Annotated in this window: 19 protein-coding genes; 8 read left to right on the forward strand and 11 right to left on the reverse strand. The window is 49.5% G+C overall.

Annotated features, from left to right (window positions below):
- From QEH59_RS11175 to QEH59_RS11185, 3 genes are all read right to left on the reverse strand, one after another.
- Positions 1 to 320 (reverse strand): transposase (locus tag QEH59_RS11175; protein ID WP_486679435.1); only part of this gene is annotated, 320 nt, incomplete at its 3' end.
- A 130-nt stretch (positions 321 to 450) separates the two neighbouring features.
- Positions 451 to 1,644 (reverse strand): glycosyltransferase, encoded by a 1,194-nt coding sequence (locus QEH59_RS11180; RefSeq protein WP_308985457.1) that lies wholly within the window; start codon positions 1,642 to 1,644, stop codon positions 451 to 453.
- Between the two features lie 10 nt (positions 1,645 to 1,654).
- The gene (locus QEH59_RS11185; RefSeq protein ID WP_308985458.1) at positions 1,655 to 2,755 is read right to left on the reverse strand and encodes a type IV pilus twitching motility protein PilT; all 1,101 of its coding nucleotides are present in this window, start codon (positions 2,753 to 2,755) and stop codon (positions 1,655 to 1,657) included.
- Between the two features lie 111 nt (positions 2,756 to 2,866).
- On the opposite strand from QEH59_RS11185, the gene dapA reads away from it, so the two are divergent.
- The 5 genes from dapA (at position 2,867) to QEH59_RS11210 (ending at position 7,469) form a co-directional block, all read left to right on the forward strand.
- Complete coding sequence (gene dapA, locus QEH59_RS11190) at positions 2,867 to 3,763, forward strand: 4-hydroxy-tetrahydrodipicolinate synthase (protein ID WP_308985459.1); 897 nt, start codon at positions 2,867 to 2,869, stop codon at positions 3,761 to 3,763.
- 6 nt (positions 3,764 to 3,769) lie between these two features.
- Positions 3,770 to 4,507 (forward strand): 4-hydroxy-tetrahydrodipicolinate reductase, encoded by a 738-nt coding sequence (dapB, locus tag QEH59_RS11195; protein ID WP_308985460.1) that lies wholly within the window; start codon positions 3,770 to 3,772, stop codon positions 4,505 to 4,507.
- 110 nt (positions 4,508 to 4,617) lie between these two features.
- On the forward strand, positions 4,618 to 5,217 hold the full coding sequence (ruvA, locus tag QEH59_RS11200; protein ID WP_308985461.1) for a Holliday junction branch migration protein RuvA: 600 nt from the start codon (positions 4,618 to 4,620) through the stop codon (positions 5,215 to 5,217).
- 164 nt (positions 5,218 to 5,381) lie between these two features.
- A complete protein-coding gene (locus QEH59_RS11205; RefSeq protein WP_308985462.1) occupies positions 5,382 to 6,434 on the forward strand; it encodes a FecCD family ABC transporter permease in 1,053 nt (350 codons plus the stop codon).
- The gene (locus tag QEH59_RS11210; RefSeq protein ID WP_308985463.1) at positions 6,435 to 7,469 is read left to right on the forward strand and encodes an ABC transporter ATP-binding protein; all 1,035 of its coding nucleotides are present in this window, start codon (positions 6,435 to 6,437) and stop codon (positions 7,467 to 7,469) included.
- On the opposite strand, the gene QEH59_RS11215 is transcribed toward QEH59_RS11210, so the two are convergent.
- The 8 genes from QEH59_RS11215 to scpB all read right to left on the reverse strand — a co-directional run bounded on the left by QEH59_RS11215 (position 7,466) and on the right by scpB (position 17,754).
- Positions 7,466 to 9,226, reverse strand: coding sequence for a thrombospondin type 3 repeat-containing protein (locus tag QEH59_RS11215; RefSeq protein ID WP_308985464.1), 1,761 nt, complete (start codon positions 9,224 to 9,226; stop codon positions 7,466 to 7,468). The two genes, QEH59_RS11210 and QEH59_RS11215, sit on opposite strands and share 4 nt — an antisense overlap.
- Position 9,227: 1 nt before the next feature.
- Entirely contained in the window at positions 9,228 to 11,267 is a 2,040-nt protein-coding gene (locus tag QEH59_RS11220) for a TonB-dependent receptor (protein WP_308985465.1), read from the reverse strand.
- 62 nt (positions 11,268 to 11,329) lie between these two features.
- A complete protein-coding gene (locus QEH59_RS11225) occupies positions 11,330 to 12,136 on the reverse strand; it encodes a DUF4465 domain-containing protein (protein WP_308985466.1) in 807 nt (268 codons plus the stop codon).
- A 335-nt stretch (positions 12,137 to 12,471) separates the two neighbouring features.
- Positions 12,472 to 12,837, reverse strand: coding sequence for a Fur family transcriptional regulator (locus tag QEH59_RS11230; RefSeq protein ID WP_308985467.1), 366 nt, complete (start codon positions 12,835 to 12,837; stop codon positions 12,472 to 12,474).
- A gap of 5 nt (positions 12,838 to 12,842) precedes the next feature.
- Positions 12,843 to 14,816 (reverse strand): TonB-dependent receptor, encoded by a 1,974-nt coding sequence (locus tag QEH59_RS11235; RefSeq protein ID WP_308985468.1) that lies wholly within the window; start codon positions 14,814 to 14,816, stop codon positions 12,843 to 12,845.
- A 212-nt stretch (positions 14,817 to 15,028) separates the two neighbouring features.
- Positions 15,029 to 15,427 (reverse strand): aspartate 1-decarboxylase, encoded by a 399-nt coding sequence (gene panD / locus QEH59_RS11240; RefSeq protein ID WP_308985469.1) that lies wholly within the window; start codon positions 15,425 to 15,427, stop codon positions 15,029 to 15,031.
- 204 nt (positions 15,428 to 15,631) lie between these two features.
- Positions 15,632 to 16,930 carry a prephenate dehydratase gene (gene pheA / locus QEH59_RS11245; protein ID WP_308985470.1) on the reverse strand — a complete coding sequence of 433 codons (1,299 nt, stop codon included), beginning with the start codon at positions 16,928 to 16,930 and terminating at the stop codon, positions 15,632 to 15,634.
- Positions 16,930 to 17,754, reverse strand: a complete 825-nt coding sequence (scpB, locus tag QEH59_RS11250; RefSeq protein ID WP_308985471.1) for an SMC-Scp complex subunit ScpB — start codon at positions 17,752 to 17,754, stop codon at positions 16,930 to 16,932. The genes pheA and scpB overlap by 1 nt, the downstream gene beginning before the upstream one ends.
- Before the next feature lie 139 nt (positions 17,755 to 17,893).
- Between scpB and ilvD the strand changes: the two genes are divergently transcribed.
- The 3 genes from ilvD to QEH59_RS11265 are packed head-to-tail and all read left to right on the forward strand — an operon-like array spanning position 17,894 to position 22,128.
- Entirely contained in the window at positions 17,894 to 19,609 is a 1,716-nt protein-coding gene (ilvD, locus tag QEH59_RS11255; protein WP_308985472.1) for a dihydroxy-acid dehydratase, read from the forward strand.
- Positions 19,610 to 19,660: 51 nt separating this feature from the next.
- On the forward strand, positions 19,661 to 21,235 hold the full coding sequence (locus QEH59_RS11260; protein WP_308985473.1) for a glucose-6-phosphate isomerase: 1,575 nt from the start codon (positions 19,661 to 19,663) through the stop codon (positions 21,233 to 21,235).
- A 26-nt stretch (positions 21,236 to 21,261) separates the two neighbouring features.
- Entirely contained in the window at positions 21,262 to 22,128 is an 867-nt protein-coding gene (locus QEH59_RS11265) for a hypothetical protein (protein ID WP_308985474.1), read from the forward strand.
- Positions 22,129 to 22,158: the final 30 nt, after the last annotated feature.

Consider the following 22,158-nt stretch of genomic DNA (forward strand, 5'->3'; position numbering starts at 1 on the left):
AAACTTTGTTTCGGGGAGCGATCGGCATCGCCCCGGTTCCTAGAACCGAGGTTACAAAAGATATATCTATTAGGACCAAACTTTTTTCGAATTGGTATTAGATTATAGTATTTTTGCAAGATCAGCACTTTGAACATCAAGATGCCATCCAGTGGCTTGCGCCCTCCCTTCGAACGATCCTTGAAGTTTAAATGCTCCTTGAGCACTGACTTAAAGCATGACCAGTCAATGCTCTCGTTGAGTTCATCAAGAGCCGTTGGCCGCTGTTTCAACTTATTCACGCGATCAAGATATCCGAACGAACCTACTTCATTATGCATGACAGAATATATAGTAACGCAATAAAGACTAGACAATTAGAGTTTCAAATAGTTTTTAAATGCCCCCATACCAATTCTAAGAATGCATGATCTCGTAGACAGTCCGAAAGGTAGCCTAATATCCTAACGGTTATTTGTTTTTAGCCTCTATCCAACGGCTCATGAATTCGGTGCTACGATGCTGATGATGACACAGCATCTGCCCAACGAAATTGCGCGCTCGTCGTGCTGTTTTTTGATCGTATGCCTGTAAAAGAATATCCATTAAACGAGGCTGCCAATAGGGTAGATAAAAACGCTCATTGCAGAGCAAATATTGCTCCTGTTGACAACTGGCCCACGCCTGCGAATCAAGGTTCAGCTTGATCGCGGCCTTAGCGAAAGCAACCGCCTCATCCTGAGCTCCATTCGGGACCGCACAAATACCCTCCGCTGCGATCGCCGTCATCACTGTCGGTGTCCCCGACTGAAAGCCATCAAATACCTTCCCCTTCAAGCCGGCACCATAACGCAGCGGAGCAAGATTCACACGATACTCTGCCATCGTAGCGAGTGCATCAATGGCTCGACCTTTATAATGAAAACCATCCTTAGGCGCGTGAAGCTCAGGACCATAACGCTCACCATATGAACCGTAAAAGTGTAACTCTGCAGCAGGTAGAGCCGTACGAATCAACGGCCAGATCGCCTGTCGACACCAGCGTAGCGCATCCACATTGGGTGCATGTAAGAAACTACCAATCATTATGAAGTTTGAACGAGCTTCAAAATTGGGCACAGGTCTGGATAATGATAATGCAAAAGGCCAATACCCAAGCTGATAATCAGCAACTGAAAATTCTTGGCTCAACAACTCCATTTCATACTCAGAGATCATCAATGTCAGATCTGAGCGATAAATCGCCGCAATTTCGCGCAAAGCAGTTTCATTCCTAAGCTGTATGCTTTCGCCAGTTTTAAGTGCCCGCTCACGAGCCACACGTAAACAATGTAAATCACTGGTATCCAAAACGCGCAAGGTATTAGGGCAACACCGGGCAACCCTCCAACCGAACTGTTCCTCCGTCATAAAACGGTCAAATATCACCACATCAGGGGCCAAGGCCTGAATCCATGTATCGAAGCCAGCATCATTGACTGCGATACGATGTGCCTGAACCCCAAGCTGCTCAAGATCCAAAGCATGTGCCCCCGGCTGTGCGGCCGAAGCGAAATGCACCTGCCATCCCCCAAGCTGCAAGGCATTCATTAAATCCTGAGTGCGACGCCCAGCAGCGGTCGAACTAGGCTCCGGCCAAACTTTACCAACGATGAGACAGTCCACAATCTATGATTTAGCGGACGATGCCGCCACTGCTGAGGAAAATTCCCTTCAAATTCATTTCCAACTGACTCGGGTTCGGAGAATGACTCATAGCGTTCGCCTTAGTGACTTTCCCCTCTTTGACCAAACGATATAAATCCTGATTAAAGGTCTTCGAACCAGTATCCTCGCTGGCTTCAATTACTGCTTCGATTTTTGTAAAATCCCCATCAATAATGATCTTACGTGCCAGGGTATCGAGAATGAAAGACTCAGACACTGGATAACGCCCGCCACCTTCAAGAGCGGGTAACAACTTTTGCGTGATTGTACCCAGCAGCGACGAAGCAATCTGTCGCTGCAAGGCAACCTTGCGCTCTTGCGGAAAAAACTCAAATAGACGCTGAATCGCCTGCTGTGCACTGGACGCATGCAAAGTGCCAAACACCAAGTGCCCGGTCTCCGCAGCTTGCAAAGCAGTTTCAAAAGTGGACTTATCCCGCATCTCACCCACCAGTATCACATCCGGATCCTGACGTAGTACGGCACGCATACCATCCGCAAAACTGGGACAATCAATGCCAACTTCACGCTGATTAATAATCGATTTGATATCGGTATATGTATACTCAATAGGGTCTTCGAGTGTCACGATGTGCTTATCAAAGTTCATATTGATATAATTCACCATGGCTGCCAGCGTGGAACTCTTCCCCGACCCCGTCGCCCCACACAAGATCACAATGCCATTCTTCTCGCGACACAGTTTCGACAGGACATCGCCATCAATATTCAACTCTGCAAAAGTCGGCGGATGGTCACTTACGTGACGCATCACAATACTCGGCAGACCACGCTGTAGAAATCCATTCACCCGAAAACGGCCAATATTCTCAACTCGATAAGAGTAGTCAACCTGTCGATCACTCGACCAATTACCAAAAAATTGCTCAGGCACACTCTGCTCGATGAACTCACGGATGTCCTCAGGCGGAATGGGGTCCATCTCCACTGATTCCAAGCGGCCACTTAAACGTAAAAAAGCCGGCTTATTTGATTTGATATGTATATCACTGGCGCCATTTTCGACTGCGAGATTAAGAAGACCGTGAATTGTTTCGAGAACTGCCATATTATTTTATCTGGTAGGGAATAATTTTTCTGTTGAATATACAGAACCTTATGCACGTGCTAGAGTGAATCAGCCGCTTGCTGTCGATTTACATTATTTTTTGAAGCCTCTATGAAGACAAATCAATTCTCAGGTGTTTTTACTGCACTCGCCACGCCTATGCTAGCGGGCAAGGTCGCTTATGCTGACTTGGAAAAACTCATCGCCCATCAACTCGCCGGTGGTATCGACGGACTGGTCTCCGTTGGCACGACTGGAGAGTCACCCACACTTGATCACGCTGAGCACATCGAAGTGATTCAGGCCACCGTGCAAGCGGCGGCAGGCAAGGTACCTGTATATGCGGGAACTGGCTCCAACTCAACCAGTGAAGCCGTCATGCTCACCCAACGTGCCGACAAAGCCGGCGCCGATGGTTTTCTAGTTGTGGCTCCCTATTATAACAAGCCAAGTCAGGCGGGTCTGCTACAGCATTTTAGCAAAATTGCTGAATCCACAGAGAAGCCCATCATTCTCTACTCAATTCCATCTCGCTGCGGCATTGAAATATCTGTCGATGTAACGGCACGCCTATATGAAAAATATCCTCATGTCTGCTGCATGAAAGCCGCTGAAGGCTCTTGTGACAAGGTCACCGAGTACGTGCGTGCCCTGGGACCGGACTACGCGGTGATGAGTGGTGACGATGCATTGACCCTCCCCTTCATGTCAGCAGGAGCCACCGGAGTGATCAGTGTCGCCTCTAACCTAATCGTATCTCCACTGGTGGAAATGGTCAAAGCGGCGAACAAGAATGATTACATCAGCGCACGCGAAACTTTCCTAAAATACTATCCTTTCTTCAAAGCAATTTTTACAGAGCCCAACCCCGTGCCGATCAAGTATGCCCTCAAGCAAGCAGGCATCATCGAATCCGACGAAGTCCGACTCCCACTGAGCCAAATCACCAATGAGACCTGCGCATTACTTCAACCTTTACTCGCCGAACTAGCTCTTCTCAACGCATAAACAATCATGCCACTCAAACTACTTCTAAACGGCTCACGCGGACGCATGGGTATCGCCATCACCGCAGTTGCGAAAGATAACAACGCAGAAATCGCCGCTGCGTGCGACGCAGGCGACGACCCACGCTCAAACATCGACGCCTGCGAAGCGATCATCGAATTCAGCTTTCACGAAGTCACTGCAGGCATCGCCCAGCTTGCGGTCGAAAAAAAACTGCCACTGGTCATCGGGACCACCGGACACACAGCGGAAGAAAAAGCACAGATCTTAGACACTGTCAGCGGCAAGATTCCCGTCGTCTGGGCAGGCAACTACTCTGTTGGCGTGAATACCCTCAACTACTTAACACGCAAAGCAGCAGCCATTCTCGGCGAACAGTACGAACCCGAGGTATTGGAGATGCACCACCATCACAAAAAAGATGCCCCCAGCGGCACCGCAGAACGACTCATCGAAATCCTTAAAGATAGCTACGCGCTCAACAACGATCAAGTCGTGCATGGGCGCGAAGGCTTGGTCGGTGCACGTCCTCGCAAGGAGATCGGCGTGCATGCCATTCGCGGTGGCGACATTGTAGGCGAGCACACGGTCTATTTCTGCGGCGACGGCGAGCGTATCGAGCTCACTCACCGCGCAACAGATCGCAAAATCTTTGCCCAGGGCGCTGTTCGCGCAGCTCAGTGGGCAGTGGGCAAAGCTCCCGGAGTTTATAATATGGAAGATGTGCTGGGCCTGAACGACTAGCGCCGTTGGCGCAGAGATCCATGGCTCCCCCTTGAGTTGCAATACGAACAAATACACTATTCCCGGCCTCAAAGTTGGCGTTCAAAGTTGGGCGTTCAACCTTCAACATCATGATCGCACGACTCAAAGGCACCCTACTTGAATCCACTCCACTGCTAGTCGTTCTAGAAGCAGGTGGTGTTGGCTACGAAGTTCACATCCCAATCACCACCGCAGAGAAATTGCCCAATATCGGTGGCGAATGCAGCCTATTTATTCACTGTGTCTACCGCGAAGACAGTGCTACACTGTATGGCTTCGCCACACGTGAGGATAGAGACTTCTACCGCTTACTCATTGAAAAAGTATCCGGAATTGGCCCCAAGATTGGCATCAGTATGCTAAGCCGCATGTCCACCGACTTATTACGCAGTGCCATCGCCAGTTCTGACGTTGCACTGCTATCGAAGTGCCCCGGTATCGGTAAGAAAACAGCCGAACGACTAGTCATTGAACTCAAAGATAAAGTTAGACTCGTGGCCTCTGCGACGTCAGCAGCAAGGGATGCCCCCATTGCAACAACAGAACCCAGCGCTTTTCAAGACGCCGTTGGCAGCTTAATGACCCTCGGTTATAAAGCCGCAGACGCCGATAAACTCGTGCGCAAAGCAGTTTCAAAGCTTGATAGCAATGCCACAACAGAAGCTCTGCTAAAAGAAGCACTCAAGTAAGCACAATAGAAGCACTCATGTAAGCACAATCAACAGCTGATTAGCTGCTCCGAAATTAGAATGCCCCCCGATATGATTTAAAAATAATTTTTGCACGAATTGAGTGCCTCGCTCACTTTCGGTTCGCCAGCGAGGTCACAGGACTCACAGTAAGAACGACTGTGATGACACTTACGGCAAACTCATTTAAACGCAGGCTCGGGCTTTTTCTAATCATCGGGCTAGGCCTACTCTGCGTGGCGACTGTGAGCCTATGCATGGGGAGCATACATTTCACACTCCCGGAGGTCTTTAAGGCAATCCTTGGTAGCGACAGTATGCCTCCAGTACATCGCCAGATCATTCTAGACTTTCGCCTGCCCCAAATACTCACAGCATTACTTGCAGGTGCTGCACTCGGAACGGCTGGATTACTCATGCAAACAGTGTTCCGCAATCCGCTCGCAGACCCATTTGTGCTTGGTGTCAATTCAGGGGCCAGCCTCGGCGTTGCCATCGTATTGCTCGCAATTGGTCCGGTTGGCCTAAGCCTTACCGACGGTCTTGGCAACTCAGGACAAATGATTCTCATCCTGGCCTCCAGTGGAGGCGCCGCCCTCACCTTGTTTGTTGTCTTACTGCTCTCAAGACGGGTTGACATCATGTCGGTCTTAATCATCGGATTAATGATCAGCTACACAATCGGAGCACTCGTCAGTATACTGATGTTCTTCAGCATGGCTGAGCGCTTACAATCCTTTATTAATTGGTCATTCGGTGACTATGGAAATGTCAGCTGGGTACAGATGCGATTCTTTGCTCCGGCTATTGTCGGCAGTATTGCGCTCACTTTACTATTCATCAAACCCTTGGACGCGCTGCTACTTGGTGAGCGTTATGCCGAAAGTATTGGTACCCGAGCGAAGCAGGTGCGTTTTTTTGTTCTACTCGGCGCTTCAGTCCTAGCAGGCACAGTTACAGGATTTTGTGGTCCGATCGGCTTTCTTGGAATCGCAGCGCCACATCTAAGTCGCTACCTATTTCAATCCAGTCAACACCACATACTTATCCCTGCTTCTATCCTGATAGGTGCGCTGCTCTCAGTATCAGCCGACTTTCTGGCGCGTGGACCTGGACTGGACTTCGTGCTACCCCTCAATGCGATTACCGCCTTGGTAGGAGCTCCGGTCATTATCATGGCACTGGTCAAACAACGTAAATTGAAACGCCTATTTTAAATGAAATCAAAGGCACAACTTATCGCCCAAGAACTTAGTATTGGCTACTATCAAGGAAGCGAAGCCACCACTGTGGCAGCCAGCCTCAACTGTTCTCTACGCGGAGGCGAGTTCGTCTGCCTCCTCGGCCCCAACGGCGCCGGCAAGTCGACTTTGATTCGAACACTCGCAGGAATGCAAGCCCCGCTGGCTGGTGACTTAAACCTATCCGGCATCGCCTTGAAAAATATTTCCCCACGTGAGCGCGCCCGCGCCGTGAGCGTAGTGCTCACGGAAACTCTCGCCACGGGTATGATGGATGTTTACTCAATGGTGTCCCTAGGACGCCATCCCTACTCGGGCTGGTTTGGAGGCCTCTCTCAACGAGATCACGAACGCATAAAATGGGCACTCACAGCAGTCGGTGCACTGCCTCTGGCTCAGCGACAAGTCGCCGAATTGAGCGATGGTGAACGACAAAAAGTATCTATTGCACGGGCCTTAGCTCAAGAAGCTAAATTGATGCTACTAGATGAGCCCACCGCCTTCCTGGATCTACCACGGCGTGTAGAGTTGATGTCGATCCTGCGCAATTTAGCGCAGCGTGAGAATTTAGCCTTACTCCTATCAACCCACGATCTAGACCTAGCGCTTCGCTTCGCCGATAGACTGTGGTTGATGACGCCAGCGGGGGAACTCATACAAGGAGCACCGGAAGCGCTCGCTCTGAATGGTCAATTTGCCCAGGTATTTGCAAATGACAACTTAGACTGGGATGCGGGATCAGGCAGTTTTCGCACCCACCCAATCGCCTGCCTGAACGTTTGGCTCGAAGGTGAAGGTTTAATACGCACCTGGACACAGCGCGCGCTGGAACGACTCGGATTTGGCATCGCGAAAGAACGCACTGAAGCTGTCTTTAGCCTCAGAGTTCATCCTCAATGTTGGGAAGTGACCTTTCAGGATGAAATGCAGACATTTTCCGACATTGAGTTACTGATCGAATGGATATGTACTCAAGACTGGCTCGAATCAAAGCCAGCGCTATGTGGCTAAGGATTTGCTGGCGTTATATTATACCGCCAAAATTGTTGTTCACTTTCCAGAATGGGAACACGTAAACGCAACTCCTGTACGGCACCATCCTCACTGGGGAGGTCGATGCTCGACATCAATTCAGGTATCACATTCTGCCATGCGGTCGTATTTGAGAGCTCCGTGTTTGTTTCAACCTTCAGCTCAATTAAAGCACGCCGATCCACTTGCACAGTGAGCAGGTATGACTCACCTGATGCATCGATTTCAAATCCATTTCGACGAACGGAATCCGCACGGTTCGGATCCGTGCCTGCAGCATATTCTGCTAGATCGCTGGCACCGTCCCGGTCACTATCAGAAGAACCATCTCCTACGAGGTTATGCAAGGCTTGCCATTCAACGAAATCAAGAGCTGCCAAACGATCTCCGTCGTTCACAACTTCAAAACGTATGCTGACATCCGTAGCGGGTGCATAGGTCACACCAGCGCTTTCACCACCGGTTTGGCTGGCACGCAGGGTAACTGTTCCAACTTCAGAACCACTGGAAAAAAGATGCGTCCATTCCGTCACTAGCGAATTTTCCGGCCCATCATCGATGTATAAACGAACTGGCATTCCACTGCTGGCATATGCATTCACTTGAACATTCAAGGCTCCTACCAATTGATTTGCTAGAGGCATCATATAAATATGCTGTAACTCGTCCGCGACTGTAAAAGCGCGACTCACTGGTGTTGCGGCAGCATAAGTCGCATCCCCACTCTGCTCAGCCTTCACGACCACTGGCCCTAAGCCTGTCATCGTCAAAATAGAGCCAGCTAGTGTCGCATTTCCAGAGACAACTGTATATACCACCGGCAAGCCACTACTTGCCGTCGCAGCCAATTCAAGTGTTCCCTTGGCTAACCGCTGATTCGCAATCTCAGGAAAATCAATACTCTGCACTAAACCAGCGGGATCAACTTGGTTAAATACCGCAACCGCATCTAGATCAAAACCAGCACTACCGACTGTCGGAAAGGGATCGTATAGTACAAATCCAGCACCAGTCGACGGATCTCGTAGAGCGGAAACCTGACTGCCATCCCCCACGACATCGACAATACGTACATACTGAATCTGATTAAAATCAACAAACTCGTAATTCGCCACTAAAGCATCGCTATAGGATATAGGAAAAATACTATCATCGTTCACTGCGGTCGTATAGGCCGCCTTAATTTCAGCTAAATCAAATGGAGTGCCATAGCCTGCTCGATATTTTCCAGCAAAGCCATGCACCTTATTTGCATCGACGATGCCAAAGCCTCCCACCGCACTCGGCGTTTGAGAAAAATTGGGAAACCTGACAAAGTGGACTCCATCCGATGAGATTTCCACCCAGGCCAATTCTAAAAAACTATCACTAAAACTATTCTCAAATACAGCAAAGTCAGCTCCGCTACCGTCCATTATAGGCTGTTGAAATTCAAGCGTAATACTCCCCCCACGTCCCAGGCATACAATCTCATAGGATGTCCCCTGAGCCGCCCCCAGGCCTTTGGTGCTATCTTGCCAAACTGCATCCACATTCGTCCCTGGAGAATAATCGTAGACGCCAGTGGCCCACGCGACAATCGATACATCGTCTTTGGATACTGCGGTGGTTGTCTCTGTTCCAACAGCTCCAGGATAAGGATAATCTGGTGGAAAATCAAAAACAAGTGCATCAGCGTAGCCAGATGGAACGGCGACATACACCAGTAAGGCAAATATAAGATACAATTCTTTCATATTAAAAATGAACATTCATCCCCACAACAAAGCTTCTACCCGCAGCTGGATAATAACCGCCTTGGTAAGCAGACGACACATACTGATGATCCAACAGATTGTTGACGCGTAGGAATAGCTTACAGAATTGCTTCAACTCGTAAGCAATTTGCGTATCATAGGTCACATAGGCGGGTAGCCGTTCACCTGAATTCTCGTAGTCGTTACCGACATAGCGATCGCCCATATAGTTCATCACGAGTGAAACACGTAAAGGTTTAAATGGCTGAAACCATGCTTGCGACACGCTATTAAATTTAGCCACGAGAGGCACCCGATTGCCGGCCACATCGCCATAATCCAAGCGTGCATCCACCCACGACCACTGCGTCGAAGCTCCCCAATTCTCACCTGTGTAGCGTAGCATCCAATCAGCCCCTACGCGACGGGTGGCTCCAATGTTTGTATTCAGATTCACCACATCGTCATACACGATCTCGTTATCTATGCTAAGGTGGAAGAGTGTCACTGAAGCCTCCCAACGATCTGTGAAATATTTTAGACCACTTTCAAAATTATCACCGACTTCCGGCTCGAGATCATCATTGAGTGGTTTACTCAGTGGGAAGCCTTGATAGGCTGCAACTTCATCCAAGACCGGATAGCGATACACACGATCGTAGCCCAACCACAGGCTGAGTGTTTCACTTACTCGATAGTTCAACGAAAGTTCAGCAGCCCAACCATCTTTAGTCAGTTCATCCCGATACGATTCCTCCTCCACAAGATCTGCAGGATACTTAAAATTGGGATTCGGGTTGAAAGGATCCGTTAAAATGGGATCGTAGGGGCTAAGCTGCGACTCATCGAATTTACGATAGTCATAATCAGTGGTGGCACGTTCATAGCGCAGGCCACCACTCATTTGCAATGGAGAGCTCAATTCATGCTGAGCAAAAAGATACGCGCCACTAGTCCACCGGGACAGAGCTGCATCCGCTTTCACATACTGACGCGAGTCATCCGTAAAACTGAGAAAATCAATCGTATCATATAGGACATCGAAACCTAACACAATAAAGCTAGTCGCATTTCCCAGCTTAAATTTAGGTGTCAAGCTGAAGCCTTGTTGATCGTTATCCCCATAAATACCGTCAAGCTCCCAAACGAGATCGCGACGATTATAGCCTCCATGTGTTTCCAATTCCCCCCAATCGCGTTGAGCCAACCAACTGAAGGTGTATCGATAATTTTCGGATTCACTGTATTGTTCCCCTCCTTGTGATTGAGTGGGATCATCTTCAAACTCAGTCAGCGTCAAGGGCCCCGGAAATTCGACATAGCCTTCATTATAAGCAAAACTGGAACTCAACTCATCGTTTTCACCTAAAAAATAACCGAAGCTAAGCTTCCCACCACGCGAGCGGCTGAGCGATTGATCGCGATAGCCCTCGTCGCGCTGATCATTCACATTTAAACGATAATAGAAATCTCCCACACTCCCAGCCTGTGAAGCATCCAAATTCTGATAACCAAAACTTCCGGTAAATGCGGATAAGGAAGCGCGATCGTCTCCACCTTTGCGGGTAGTAATCTTAATGACACCTGACAGGGCATGATTCCCGTAGAGCACATTCTGCCCACCTCGCAGGACTTCGACTGACTCAATATCACGTAAAGAAAGTTGCTGCCACTCGATATTGCCCATGTCTGCCCGGTTGACCTTAATACCATCTACCAGGATCAGCACCCGCATACCACTGCCCTCACCAAACCCTCGCATCGCCACTTCTCCTTCGTTGCCCTTACCATTGAAGCTGCGAAAAACTAAATTTGCTTCGCTTTGTAAAAGATCAGGCAAGCTACGTGCCGCAGAATTTTCAATCGCCTCACGATCGACTGTAACAACGTCGGCCGGCACACTCAGGCTGCCGGAATCAAAGTGCCAGGCAGTAACCGTATATTCGGGCAAAGAGTACACGGAGCTAGGCTCCAGCGAAGACTCAGCAAGCGTATAAAGGCAGCCCAGACAGGCCGCTAAAATATATTTAATTAAAGACACAGTTCCAGCGACAAAGCCGCCGCTAGTGTAACCAGCGGCGACTGCTGCCCAATAAATGTCAACTAGCGACGATTACGTCGGCAAATTACGAAGAGAGCCAGTACTCCTGCAAACAATGCAAAGCGACTTGGTTCAGGTACCGCATAGAAATCATCCATTGCAAAATACGCAGGTGTATTCATGCCATATGTGCCCACATCAGACGAAGTCAGTTCAAACTGTAACGAGGCCACATTGCTGCCCAGGCTAGTTAAATCAACGAGATCCCAATCATCTAAGATGTAATCCTGAGAATTATCTTCAAAACGATAATCTGCTAAATAATGATCTACGGTACCGACCTCATTCATATCCGAATCAAAACCTCGAATCGTCAGTAAAAACCAATCCTCATCGTCCCCACTGACACCACCAAATGCTTTAGCAAATTGATCGCCATCGATCATCGACAGCGCTGCATAGGTGGTATTCGTCACCCGCATATACTGTGGGGCGCGACTACTGGCATCCAACTCCATCGTCGGCGCATTATTAAACGGCTGAAAGTATATACCGTAAGCAGCATCGCCGTACCCACTGCCGGAATACGCACTATATTGATTTGTAAAGCCCGACGTCGTGGTGTCACTCGTCGTCGAATACGACCACCCTTCCCAATAGCCACCAGGATTGGTATTAATAAATGTCACGCCTCCACTGGTAAAAGACCCAGCGCCGTCACTACCATTATAATAAACGCCACCTTCGGCATAGCTTGTAGCTGGTGGCGTCGTTAGCGCCACGTCGCTAAAGTCCACATTAATATTTGCGAGTCCATGCGATACTCCCAGCATCGTAAGGCCACTCAGTACAATCGTATTTATTTTCATCTGTCTTCTAATTTGATATGATTTTCAACGCCGACGTCCTCGTGGCAAAAACCGCACCTCGACGTTCGTCTCTAGTAGCTTTCTAGCTAAAACAACGATCTAGCAATCACTAATTGATTATCGAGAATCAATCTCAACACGTATTAGAAAAGCGCGACGATTAAATTCGCAATGCTAATACCAATTCGTAAAAAGTTTGAAGCTCATCGAGGTATTCTTCGCAACTTCGGTTCTCAGAGCCGGGGAGATGCTGATCGCCCCCGAAACTTAGTTTCGAGGCTGTCTTTCAGATCGTCTACTCGAGCATGTATTCTTAGAATTGGTATATTAGAGGCTTAACAACAGTTGGGGCACTTGCCCGAGTAGATAATTTCCCCTCCGCTGATCTTAAAGCCAGCGGGTGCCTGAATCTTGGGTAATTGCATTTTAACTGGTAAATCATAAACACGCTCACACACGCGACAAATGAAATGTGGGTGCTCAGAGGCAGCCGGTAGTTCATAACGTTTAGGCTGACCTGGAAATTCAACGCCGATTACGTAAAAATCGGCAGTCATCTCACGAATCGCGCGATCCACAGTCGCAGAGCCAAGACGATCAATCTGCTGTCGGCCTAGACGCAAAATTTCGTCACGCGTTAAAGGACGTCCTGCTTCTCTTAAGACGTCCAAAATGACTTCGCGTTGGCGGGTATGAATCATGCTAATTAAAATTTCCAAAGCATACCGAGCTTAGCGCTACGGCCAGCTCCCGGATAAAGTACATCCACATCAAATGCAGTGGAAACATATTTTTTATCAAGAAGATTATCGACGGTAACAAAAAGCTCCATCTGCTCATTCACTCGAATTCGTGCACTCAAATCAACAAGAATGTAATCGGACAACGCACCTGAGGTATTTGCAAAATCCCCTCCAATATACAGATCATGGGTATAGGTGGCTCCTGCACTCAGCCGTATACTCTCATTCGCTTGGTAGTGTAGCCAATAACGTATCTTATGTTCAGGAACGAGTGGAATGGCAGACCCATCAAATACGCCGTCACCAATCTCTGCATTCACCCAACTATAATCAAAACGCGCACTCAGCGCCTCATTGATTTGCCAGTTCAAGTAAAGGTCGGCCCCCAAACGGTTTGTTTCGTCTAGGTTCATATTCGTGTAATTGGCATAAATAATCTCATCCTGCATCCATTGCTGATAAACACGTCCACCAACGCTCACGTCACGAATCGACCAGTCGGCTCCCAACTCCAATTCATAACCATTTTCTGCATTCAACTCTGGGTTAAAAGAGAGCGAGGGAAAATACACCAAGATCTCGTCAGTCGCTGGATAACGATAGAAACGCCGCACAGTGCCATATATCCGGCCCGTTGCTTCATATTGTCTGATCGCTCCCAAAGACCATGCATATTGATCGTCCTCGACTTGCGCGAGGTCCACTCCACCATTTACACCATCCGTTGCGACCTCCTCATAACGCGCACTCGCAGTTAGCATCCAGTTCTCGGTCAGTGAGTAGCTGACCGAACCAAAGCCAGCAAAAGTTTCACGCGCATACTCAGAGTCCCCATAAGTTGTGCTCACATCCACGGCATCATCATAGTAGTCCACACCGACCACGGCAGTCACTGAATCCATCGAAAAAGTGAGGCTCGGACTAATAGAAAATATGCTATACTCCGAAGTGAGTTCAAAAGGAAAACTGGGAGTCGGCCCCGAATAATCGTAATAAATCGCATACACCTCCCGATCAGTGTAGCCGCTATCTACTGCAAATGACAAGGTGTCCGTCAGATACAAATCAAGTCCTGCGCGATAATAGACAATTTGTTCCTCACCGAAATTTTCGTATTCTTTGGAAAAAGTAGGATCGGCTGAAAACTCGGCACGTGTCAGTGGCCCCGGTAAACCGTACTCACTGTCTACGGCATTCACAGCAACATAAGCGTCCAACCAATCACTGCCCATCCAGGACAGCTTCACTCCTCCAGCATTCGCTTCGTATTGGCTATTATCTCGATACCCATCGGTCTCGTCATGTTGAGCATGAACCGAATAACCAAGCCCTCCAGTGCGACCTGAATAAGACATTTGAGCATTATAACTATCAAAGCTTCCCCCACTCACCTGAAACTGCCCGGAAGCATTCTCAGTTGGGCGGCGTGTGTTAATTTTAATCACACCCCCCACAGCATTATTGCCGTATAGCGCAGATTGCCCCCCATGTATCACTTCCACCGATTCCACCAATCCCAAGGGAATCGAGAGCCAATTTATTTGCGCGAGATCAGCAGTATTGAGACGTTGCCCGTCCAGTATAATCAGCACCCGTTGGCCACTGTTCTCACCAAAGCCTCCCATGGAAACTTCAGATTGGGCCGAATTTCCCGATGTCGAACGAAAGTGAATATTCGCTTCATGACGAAGCAGTTGCACAAGGTCCGTCGCCCCTGAATTTGCAATAGTTTCGGCATCGATCAATTGTACTCGTGACGCGATATTCGTGTCGACATCCATAAATCGTGGAGCTGAGACCAAAGTGCTTGCCAAAATATCCACTGGCTCGGGCGATGCCAACTCCTCTGCTATTAGTAGTGGCGACAGCAGAGAACTCGAAACAGTCGACAGCACTGCAATAGGTAAAAATATTTTTCGGGTCAGGGTGTATTCCATACACCTGTTGAAAAACCAATAAATCGGCTCTGCAAGATATTTTAATTACAGAGAATCAATCTCAATAAGTAGTTTTGTCAAAACCAAGTCAATCTTAGCAACAGCGTGCTGAGCGCATTGATCGCGACTGATTCTCTATCGCCGCATAAAAGTAGCTAAATCTACCCGAGCACCAGATGCATCCCCCAAAAAGCGCCTAATTCTGGGGCAAATTATGTAGTGGCCACAAAAACATCTTTGGCCACCTGAACGTTATCAGCGCGCACCACACGCTTATTGCCATCAGCCAACACTAAAACCTTAGGCTTCCATGTTTTAGCTTCCGCCTGGTCAAACTGCGCAAATGACATGATCACCAGCAAATCCCCCAACTCTCCCTTGTGAGCGGCAGCACCATTTAAGGAGATCGTATGCGAGCCTTTGGGCGCCTCAATCGCATAGGTCTCTAAGCGTTCACCATTGGCAATATTCGCAACCAGGATCTTTTCATAGGGAACGAGGCCGATCTGTTCCATCAATGCCGAGTCAATAGCAAGGCTGCCTTCATAGTGAAGGGCTCTGTCGGTAACTTCTGCACGGAGCAGTTTGGACTTTAATAGCGTGACTTGCATGTAAATAGTATGTTGGCGATTGATCGGATTGTCAAAAAGTTCGGCACATTGGAGGGTTTGAGAGCATTTGACAATTTCATTTTTAGCGACTCACCGCGAAACAGAACCTCCGATTCTCCCCTCCCTCAGAACAAGGTTCCCGGCAACAAAGATTCAGTCATTCTACCTTAGTGGCGAGCAGCACAACTAAAACTCAAACTACAGCTATAGCGCCACGCGAGTGAGATCCGGATAACTACCAAGCCATTTAACCAACGGACAGTGTCCCTCGAGATCGGCCAAGGCAGCCTGCACATTAGCATCCTGATAATGACCGATAAAATCTATAAAGAAAAAGTAATCCCATGCCTTTTTCCGACTCGGACGCGACTCAATTTTACTCAGATTAATACCTCGAGAGGCAAACGCGCGTAATGTTTTTTCCAATGCTCCGCATTCATCCCGCAGAGAAATCACCAAACTGGTCTTGTCATGCCCGTCCCCCAGCGGCTTAGCCCGCGTCTTTCCAACAACCAGAAACCGCGTCACATTTCCATCACGATCTTGAATGCCACGCGCCTGAATTTTAACGTCATAACGCTGTGCAGACAACGCGCTACCAACTGCAGCTACATGCTTATTCGCCTTCGCCGCTCGAACAGCTTCGGCAGTACTCACAAAATCAACTAACTCCGCATCGGGCAAGTTACGTCGCAACCACTCACGACACTGCCCTAAAGCCTGATCTTTCGAACGCACCTCCTTAATCTGCTCCAAGGGCGACTGTGAAATCAAGCAATGCTCGATCGGCATATAAACTTGTGAGCAAATATGCAGATCAGATTCAACCAACATATCCATCGAATGAAAAACGGCGCCCTCAGTCGAATTCTCTATTGGTACCACACCATAATCTGCCGCACCACACTCAACTTCGGCAAAGACATCATGAATCGTCTTCATAGCTCGATAATCCAAACTCACTCCGAAATTACTAATCGCCGCCTGATGCGTATAGGTCGCCTCCGGGCCGAGATAGGCAATCACCAACTTTTTTTCTAAAGCAATAGAGCCAGAGATCACTTCGCGATAGACCGCCCTCAAAGTATCATTCTTAATCGGCCCTGGATTGAGCGCCGACACCTTGGCCATGACCTGTGCCTCACGTGTGGGATCATAATAATCCGCACCGTTGGCATGCTTTATTTTCCCAATTTCGCTGGCATGCTTCACACGTTGACTCAATAATTCTACAATCCGTAAATCAAGTGTATCAACTTGCGCAGCCTCTGCAGCTTGCGCGGCGGGATCCAGACCAGCCAGCATCAGCGCATTATAAATCGCCTGCAACGTCGCATCAGACAAGGGCCCCGGATTAAATTTAGCCACCTTCGCAAGCACCGTTGCCTCGTCGGCCCCGCCATCTATCAGCACTCGCTGATTAAGTAACTCCACAACCTGGCGGTCGATCGTATCAATCGCATCGCGATTTTGTAGTAATTTAGCACTGATATCTTCAGACATTATAATGACGGTTTTTCACCCAAATCGGGCTGTGACAGCAATTCTGATTCAGACGCTGCATCGCTTTCAACATTTTCTTTTTGCCAGTCCAGTTCCACAAATTTCTCATCCAACGGCAGTTCGTCCGACTTAGGCTCCTTCGAAAGCCCGACATGTTCATCAGAAATCACCTCTGGCTCCGCCTCACTGCGACGCATCCATTCGTCAATCTGATGATTACTTAAAACATCCGACGCCGGCAAGGCACTCAATTCACGAATCCCGGTAAACTCTAAAAATTTATCGGTGGTGCCATACTGAATCGGACGCCCGGGTAATTCCGCACGTCCAGTCACCAACACCAGTTCCAGCTCAATTAACTTATGTAGCGCGCTGTCTACCGAAACCCCACGGATCGCCTCCATCTCGGCACGGGTCACAGGTTGCCGATAGGCGATAATAGACAAGGTTTCAAGTGCAGCCGGACTCAGGCGCATCGGGCGGGGCGCCCCACGTAAAAGACGCACAAACTCAGCAAACTGAGGTGCAGTCACAATCTGATAGCCATTGGGCCCCTCCAGCAATCGGTAGGCCTTATCTTCTAGCTCCGCCTCTTTGCTTAACGAAGTTAAAGCCTCTTTTACCTGTGCTTGCGTCACTAAACCAGGCCCAGCGGGCATCGTTAACAAATCTTCTGTATCTCCCTGCCCCGCTGCCAAGCTCTCGTTGGCCTCTGTCATTTCCTGATGATAACGAACAAATACCTTAACAATATCCTTAAGTGTAATCGCTTCTGCAGTCGAAAGCAGCAAGGCCTCGAGGGTCTTTTTCAGGTTGAAATCCATATAATGAGTGCAACTAGATTGGATAATATCGTCAGTTTAAAGTAAAAAGGGTATTGTCGTTTGTTCGGCTATTCATTGAATTCTCCACTTTTCTGCAACGAGAAAGACCTTACATCTACATTTAATTTGAAATTTTATTATGGCTGACACAACAAATCGCCCACACTCATCCATCGTCGTTGACGGTCACGACCGTGCACCTGCTCGCTCAATGCTTCGTGCAGTCGGCTTTAAAGATGATGACTTTAAGAAGCCTCAAATTGGTATCGCAGGTTCCCCCAGCGACTTGACGCCTTGCAATATGCACCTTGGCGAACTTGCGGAACACGCAACAGTCGGCGTCAATAATGCCGGCGGCAAAGCCGTGAACTTCAGCACCATCACCGTTTCGGATGGCATCAGCATGGGCACCAAGGGCATGCGTTATAGCCTAGTCTCGCGGGATGTGATCGCTGACTCAATCGAAACAGTCGTCGCCGCAGAAGGCTTCGACGGTCTGGTGGCAATTGGCGGCTGCGATAAAAATATGCCGGGCTGCATGATCGCGATCGCCCGCCTGAATCGCCCCGCCGTCTTTGTTTACGGGGGCACCATTCTTCCTGGTCTGATGCCACACGATGAGGAAGAACAGCGTAACCCGATGGATATCGTTTCCGTCTTCGAGGCTGTCGGCAAACACGCCAAAGGTGAACTGACAGACGAAGAGCTCAAAGAGGTCGAAAAGTATGCCATCCCGGGAGCGGGTTCTTGTGGTGGTATGTATACCGCCAATACCATGGCCAGTGCCATCGAAGCGCTGGGCATGAGCCTTCCCGGCAGTAGCGCTCAAGTCGCCATCGGCGAGCCCAAGCGCAAGGACTGCGAAATGGCGGGTGCTGCCGTGCTTAAGCTACTCGAAAATGGCATCAAGCCACGTGACATCATGACGCGCAAGGCCTTCGAGAATGCCATCACCACCTGCTTGGCTCTTGGCGGCTCAACAAATCTGATCCTACACATGCTTGCCATCGCACACTCAGCAGATGTCAAACTCAGCATCGATGATTTCAAAGAAATCGGCGAGCGCGTGCCCTTGCTCGCCGATTTAAAACCATTTGGTAAGTATAATATGAGTCACCTGGTCCGTATCGGCGGCATCCGCCCCATGATGAAAATGCTACTCGACCGAGGCATGCTTCATGGTGACTGCCTGACGGTGACCGGCGAGACCATCGCAGAGTCTCTCAAAGACGTGCAACCTTACGCCAGCTACCCTGACGAGCAAGATATCATCCGCCCCTTCGATCAACCAATCAAAGAAACCACGCACCTGCGCATCCTGCGCGGCAACCTCGCCCCCGGAGGTGCCGTCGGCAAAATCACTGGTAAGGAAGGTCTCTACTTCAAGGGTGTCGCCAAAGTGTATGAAGGTGAAGAAGAGGCTCTCATTGGCATCTTACGCGGCGATGTAGTCGCGGGTGATGTCGTTGTGATTCGTAACGAAGGCCCCGTCGGTGGCCCCGGCATGCGCGAGATGCTCTCGCCCACAAGCGCTGTCGCAGGGCGTGGCCTGATCAAGGAAGTCGCACTCATCACCGATGGTCGCTTCTCCGGAGGCAGCCATGGCTTTGACGTCGGTCACATCACGCCCGAAGCCGCGAAGGGCGGCCCCATCGGTATCGTCAAGAGCGGTGACCTCATCGAAATCGACGCCGTTAAGAATACAATGGATCTACTGATTGACGACGCTGAATACGAAGCTCGCATGGCGGCCTTCGAGCCCACTGGTGCAGGCTCGAAGCGCGGCGTCCTGGGGAAATATGCTGCCACCGTTGCCACCGCATCCGATGGTGCTGTCACCGATAAAGATTTGTAAGCACCCGCAGAACGCTTAATTTCCAATTCAAAATTCAAAATTAACAAAGCCATGTCCTGGGATCGATTCACACAACACTATCTAAACATCAACGAGCTCGATTTTGCGATCGATATTAGCCGCATCGATTTCGGCGACAACTTTCTCACGGAGATGGAGCCACGCATGCAAGCGGCTTTCACCGCCATGCAAGAGCTGGAAGCCGGTGCGATCGCAAACCCCGACGAAGGTCGCATGGTGGGGCACTACTGGCTACGCAACCCGGCACTGGCCCCGCAAGCGGAATTAACCGCCGAGATTGAAGCCTGCGTTAGCAAAATTAAGAAGATCGCAGCCGACGTGCACAGCGGTGCGATTCAAGGCGCCTCAGGTGCATTCAAAAATCTACTGGTCATCGGGATCGGCGGCTCCGCGCTCGGCCCACAATTCGTAGCCGACGCTCTCGGAGGCCCGAAGACTGATAAGGTCAAACTCTACTTCTTCGACAACACCGATCCCAATGGCTTGGACCGCACACTCGACGCGCTAGAGGGCCAACTTGGCGAAACCCTCTCCGTCGTCATCTCCAAGTCCGGCGGCACTCCCGAGACACGTAACGGCATGCTCGAAGCCACCGCCGCCTACACAGCAGCCGGCCTGGATTTCGGCCGACACGCCATCGCCATCACCGGTGAAGGTAGCAAGCTACACCAAGTTTCCAAAGACAATAACTGGCTCGACTTCCTGCCCATGTGGGACTGGGTCGGCGGGCGCACTTCGGAGCTCGCCGCCGTGGGACTCTTCCCCGCGGCGATTCAAGGCCTCGACATCGACCGTATGCTCGCAGGTGCCAAGGCCATGGATGAAGTCACACGCTCCACCGACACCGCTAGCAACCCCGCCGCCCTACTCGCGCTGATGTGGTATTTTGCCACCGACGCCAAAGGTGCCAAGGATATGGTCGTGCTTCCTTACAAAGATCGCCTGATGCTATTTTCGAAATATTTGCAGCAACTTGTCATGGAGTCGCTCGGCAAAGAACTCGACCTCGATGGCAAAGTCGTGCACCAGGGTATCGCCGTTTATGGCAACAAAGGTTCCACCGACCAACACGCCTATGTGCAGCAACTGCGTGAGGGCGTACATAACTTCTTTGCCACTTTCATCGAAGTACTTAAAGATCGCGACGGCGATTCCATCGAAGTCGAATCCGGCACGACATCGGGCGACTTCCTACAAGGCTTTTTCCTAGGCACTCGTGATGCGCTCTATGACAATGGTCGTCAGTCGATCACAATCACCATTCGCGAAGTTACCCCCGAAGCCGTCGGTCAATTGATCGCCCTGTTTGAACGTGCAGTTGGGCTCTACGCCAGCCTGATCAATATCAACGCATACCACCAACCCGGCGTCGAAGCTGGCAAGAAAGCTGCTGCCACCGTTCTCGAGATTGAGCAACAAGTCATCGCTTACCTCCAAAAGCATGCTGGCAACAAATTCGATGCGGTTACAATTGCGCAAAACTTGAACCTTGAAGCACAGACTGAATTAATCTTTAAACTCCTCAATCGTCTTGCCGCTAACCAGCGCGGACTCTCCATCGAGACCAAGACCCCGATTGATCAGTCACTTTTTTATTCTGAATAATCTACCAAACATCCCCACACAAACAAATGAATAGTCTATCCATGATACTTCGCATTCTCGCTATCGTTGCCGCACTTGCAGCTGGTGCCCTCTTCTACTTGGGCAAAGGCAAGCTCGCAGAACAACAAATTTCTCTGAATGAAGCAGAACAAGCAACTGCAGCTGCACAAGCCGAATTAACGACCGTCAACCAACAAATCGGCAAACTTGAAGGCAGCCTAAAAAGTGAGCGCGAAGCATTAGCGGAAGAAAAACGCAAGCTCGAGAGCATTCGCTCTGAAATGTATACGGCCAGGCAAGAAGTCAGCCGCACGCAACAACAACTCAATGAAAATAAAAAGGCTATTCAAGCCTTGGAAGACACCAGTAAAAGCCTACGTGCCGAACTCCTAAACTCTGAAAAGACCTTAACTGCAACCAACAAGGAAGGTGAACTCGCACAATTGAACCAACGCATTGCCGAGCTGGAAAAGGCAAATGCTGAGCTCAAAGAATCTCTGGCCAAGGCAGAAGCCCGCGTAACTGAAGTGACCAGTCAAGAAGTATCCTCTAAGGCCGCAACGATCAGCAACAGTGTATCTTCCGTCACAGAAAGTGGCAGCGGCTATACCAGCACATTTCAACCAAGTCCCTCGCAACCACTACCGACAGCTTCACTCGGCGCTCAAACCGCCATTCAATCCTTAAGCTCTAAAAATGGTTTAATCGTATTGAGCAACAGCCCGGAACTAGGCCTCAGCCCAGGTATAACAGTGAGCGTTATTAAAGACATGAAGGATCTAGGTCAAATTCAGGTCATTCAGCTTTCTAAAGATTTAGTCATCGCCAATATCCTGCCAGGAGCTAAAACGCGACAAATGGCCGAAGGTACTATCGTCAGCCTGCTCCACTAATATAACGACAACACAATATAACTAAATAGA

Source organism: Thalassobacterium sedimentorum, from assembly GCF_031127905.1.
Classification (GTDB): Bacteria; Verrucomicrobiota; Verrucomicrobiia; order Opitutales; family Coraliomargaritaceae; genus Thalassobacterium; species Thalassobacterium sedimentorum.

Excerpts from the sequence above, each read along its gene's own strand:
- QEH59_RS11230 (WP_308985467.1), bottom strand. The coding sequence starts at position 12,837 with ATGATTCATACCCGCCAACGCGAAGTCATTTTGGACGTCTTAAGAGAA.
- dapB (WP_308985460.1), top strand. The coding sequence starts at position 3,770 with ATGCCACTCAAACTACTTCTAAACGGCTCACGCGGACGCATGGGTATC.
- ruvA (WP_308985461.1), top strand. The coding sequence starts at position 4,618 with ATGATCGCACGACTCAAAGGCACCCTACTTGAATCCACTCCACTGCTA.
- pheA (WP_308985470.1), bottom strand. The coding sequence starts at position 16,930 with ATGTCTGAAGATATCAGTGCTAAATTACTACAAAATCGCGATGCGATT.
- dapA (WP_308985459.1), top strand. The coding sequence starts at position 2,867 with ATGAAGACAAATCAATTCTCAGGTGTTTTTACTGCACTCGCCACGCCT.
- scpB (WP_308985471.1), bottom strand. The coding sequence starts at position 17,754 with ATGGATTTCAACCTGAAAAAGACCCTCGAGGCCTTGCTGCTTTCGACT.
- QEH59_RS11210 (WP_308985463.1), top strand. The coding sequence starts at position 6,435 with ATGAAATCAAAGGCACAACTTATCGCCCAAGAACTTAGTATTGGCTAC.
- QEH59_RS11260 (WP_308985473.1), top strand. The coding sequence starts at position 19,661 with ATGTCCTGGGATCGATTCACACAACACTATCTAAACATCAACGAGCTC.
- QEH59_RS11235 (WP_308985468.1), bottom strand. The coding sequence starts at position 14,816 with ATGGAATACACCCTGACCCGAAAAATATTTTTACCTATTGCAGTGCTG.
- panD (WP_308985469.1), bottom strand. The coding sequence starts at position 15,427 with ATGCAAGTCACGCTATTAAAGTCCAAACTGCTCCGTGCAGAAGTTACC.
- QEH59_RS11265 (WP_308985474.1), top strand. The coding sequence starts at position 21,262 with ATGAATAGTCTATCCATGATACTTCGCATTCTCGCTATCGTTGCCGCA.
- QEH59_RS11215 (WP_308985464.1), bottom strand. The coding sequence starts at position 9,226 with ATGAAAGAATTGTATCTTATATTTGCCTTACTGGTGTATGTCGCCGTT.
- QEH59_RS11185 (WP_308985458.1), bottom strand. The coding sequence starts at position 2,755 with ATGGCAGTTCTCGAAACAATTCACGGTCTTCTTAATCTCGCAGTCGAA.
- ilvD (WP_308985472.1), top strand. The coding sequence starts at position 17,894 with ATGGCTGACACAACAAATCGCCCACACTCATCCATCGTCGTTGACGGT.
- QEH59_RS11225 (WP_308985466.1), bottom strand. The coding sequence starts at position 12,136 with ATGAAAATAAATACGATTGTACTGAGTGGCCTTACGATGCTGGGAGTA.
- QEH59_RS11205 (WP_308985462.1), top strand. The coding sequence starts at position 5,382 with ATGACACTTACGGCAAACTCATTTAAACGCAGGCTCGGGCTTTTTCTA.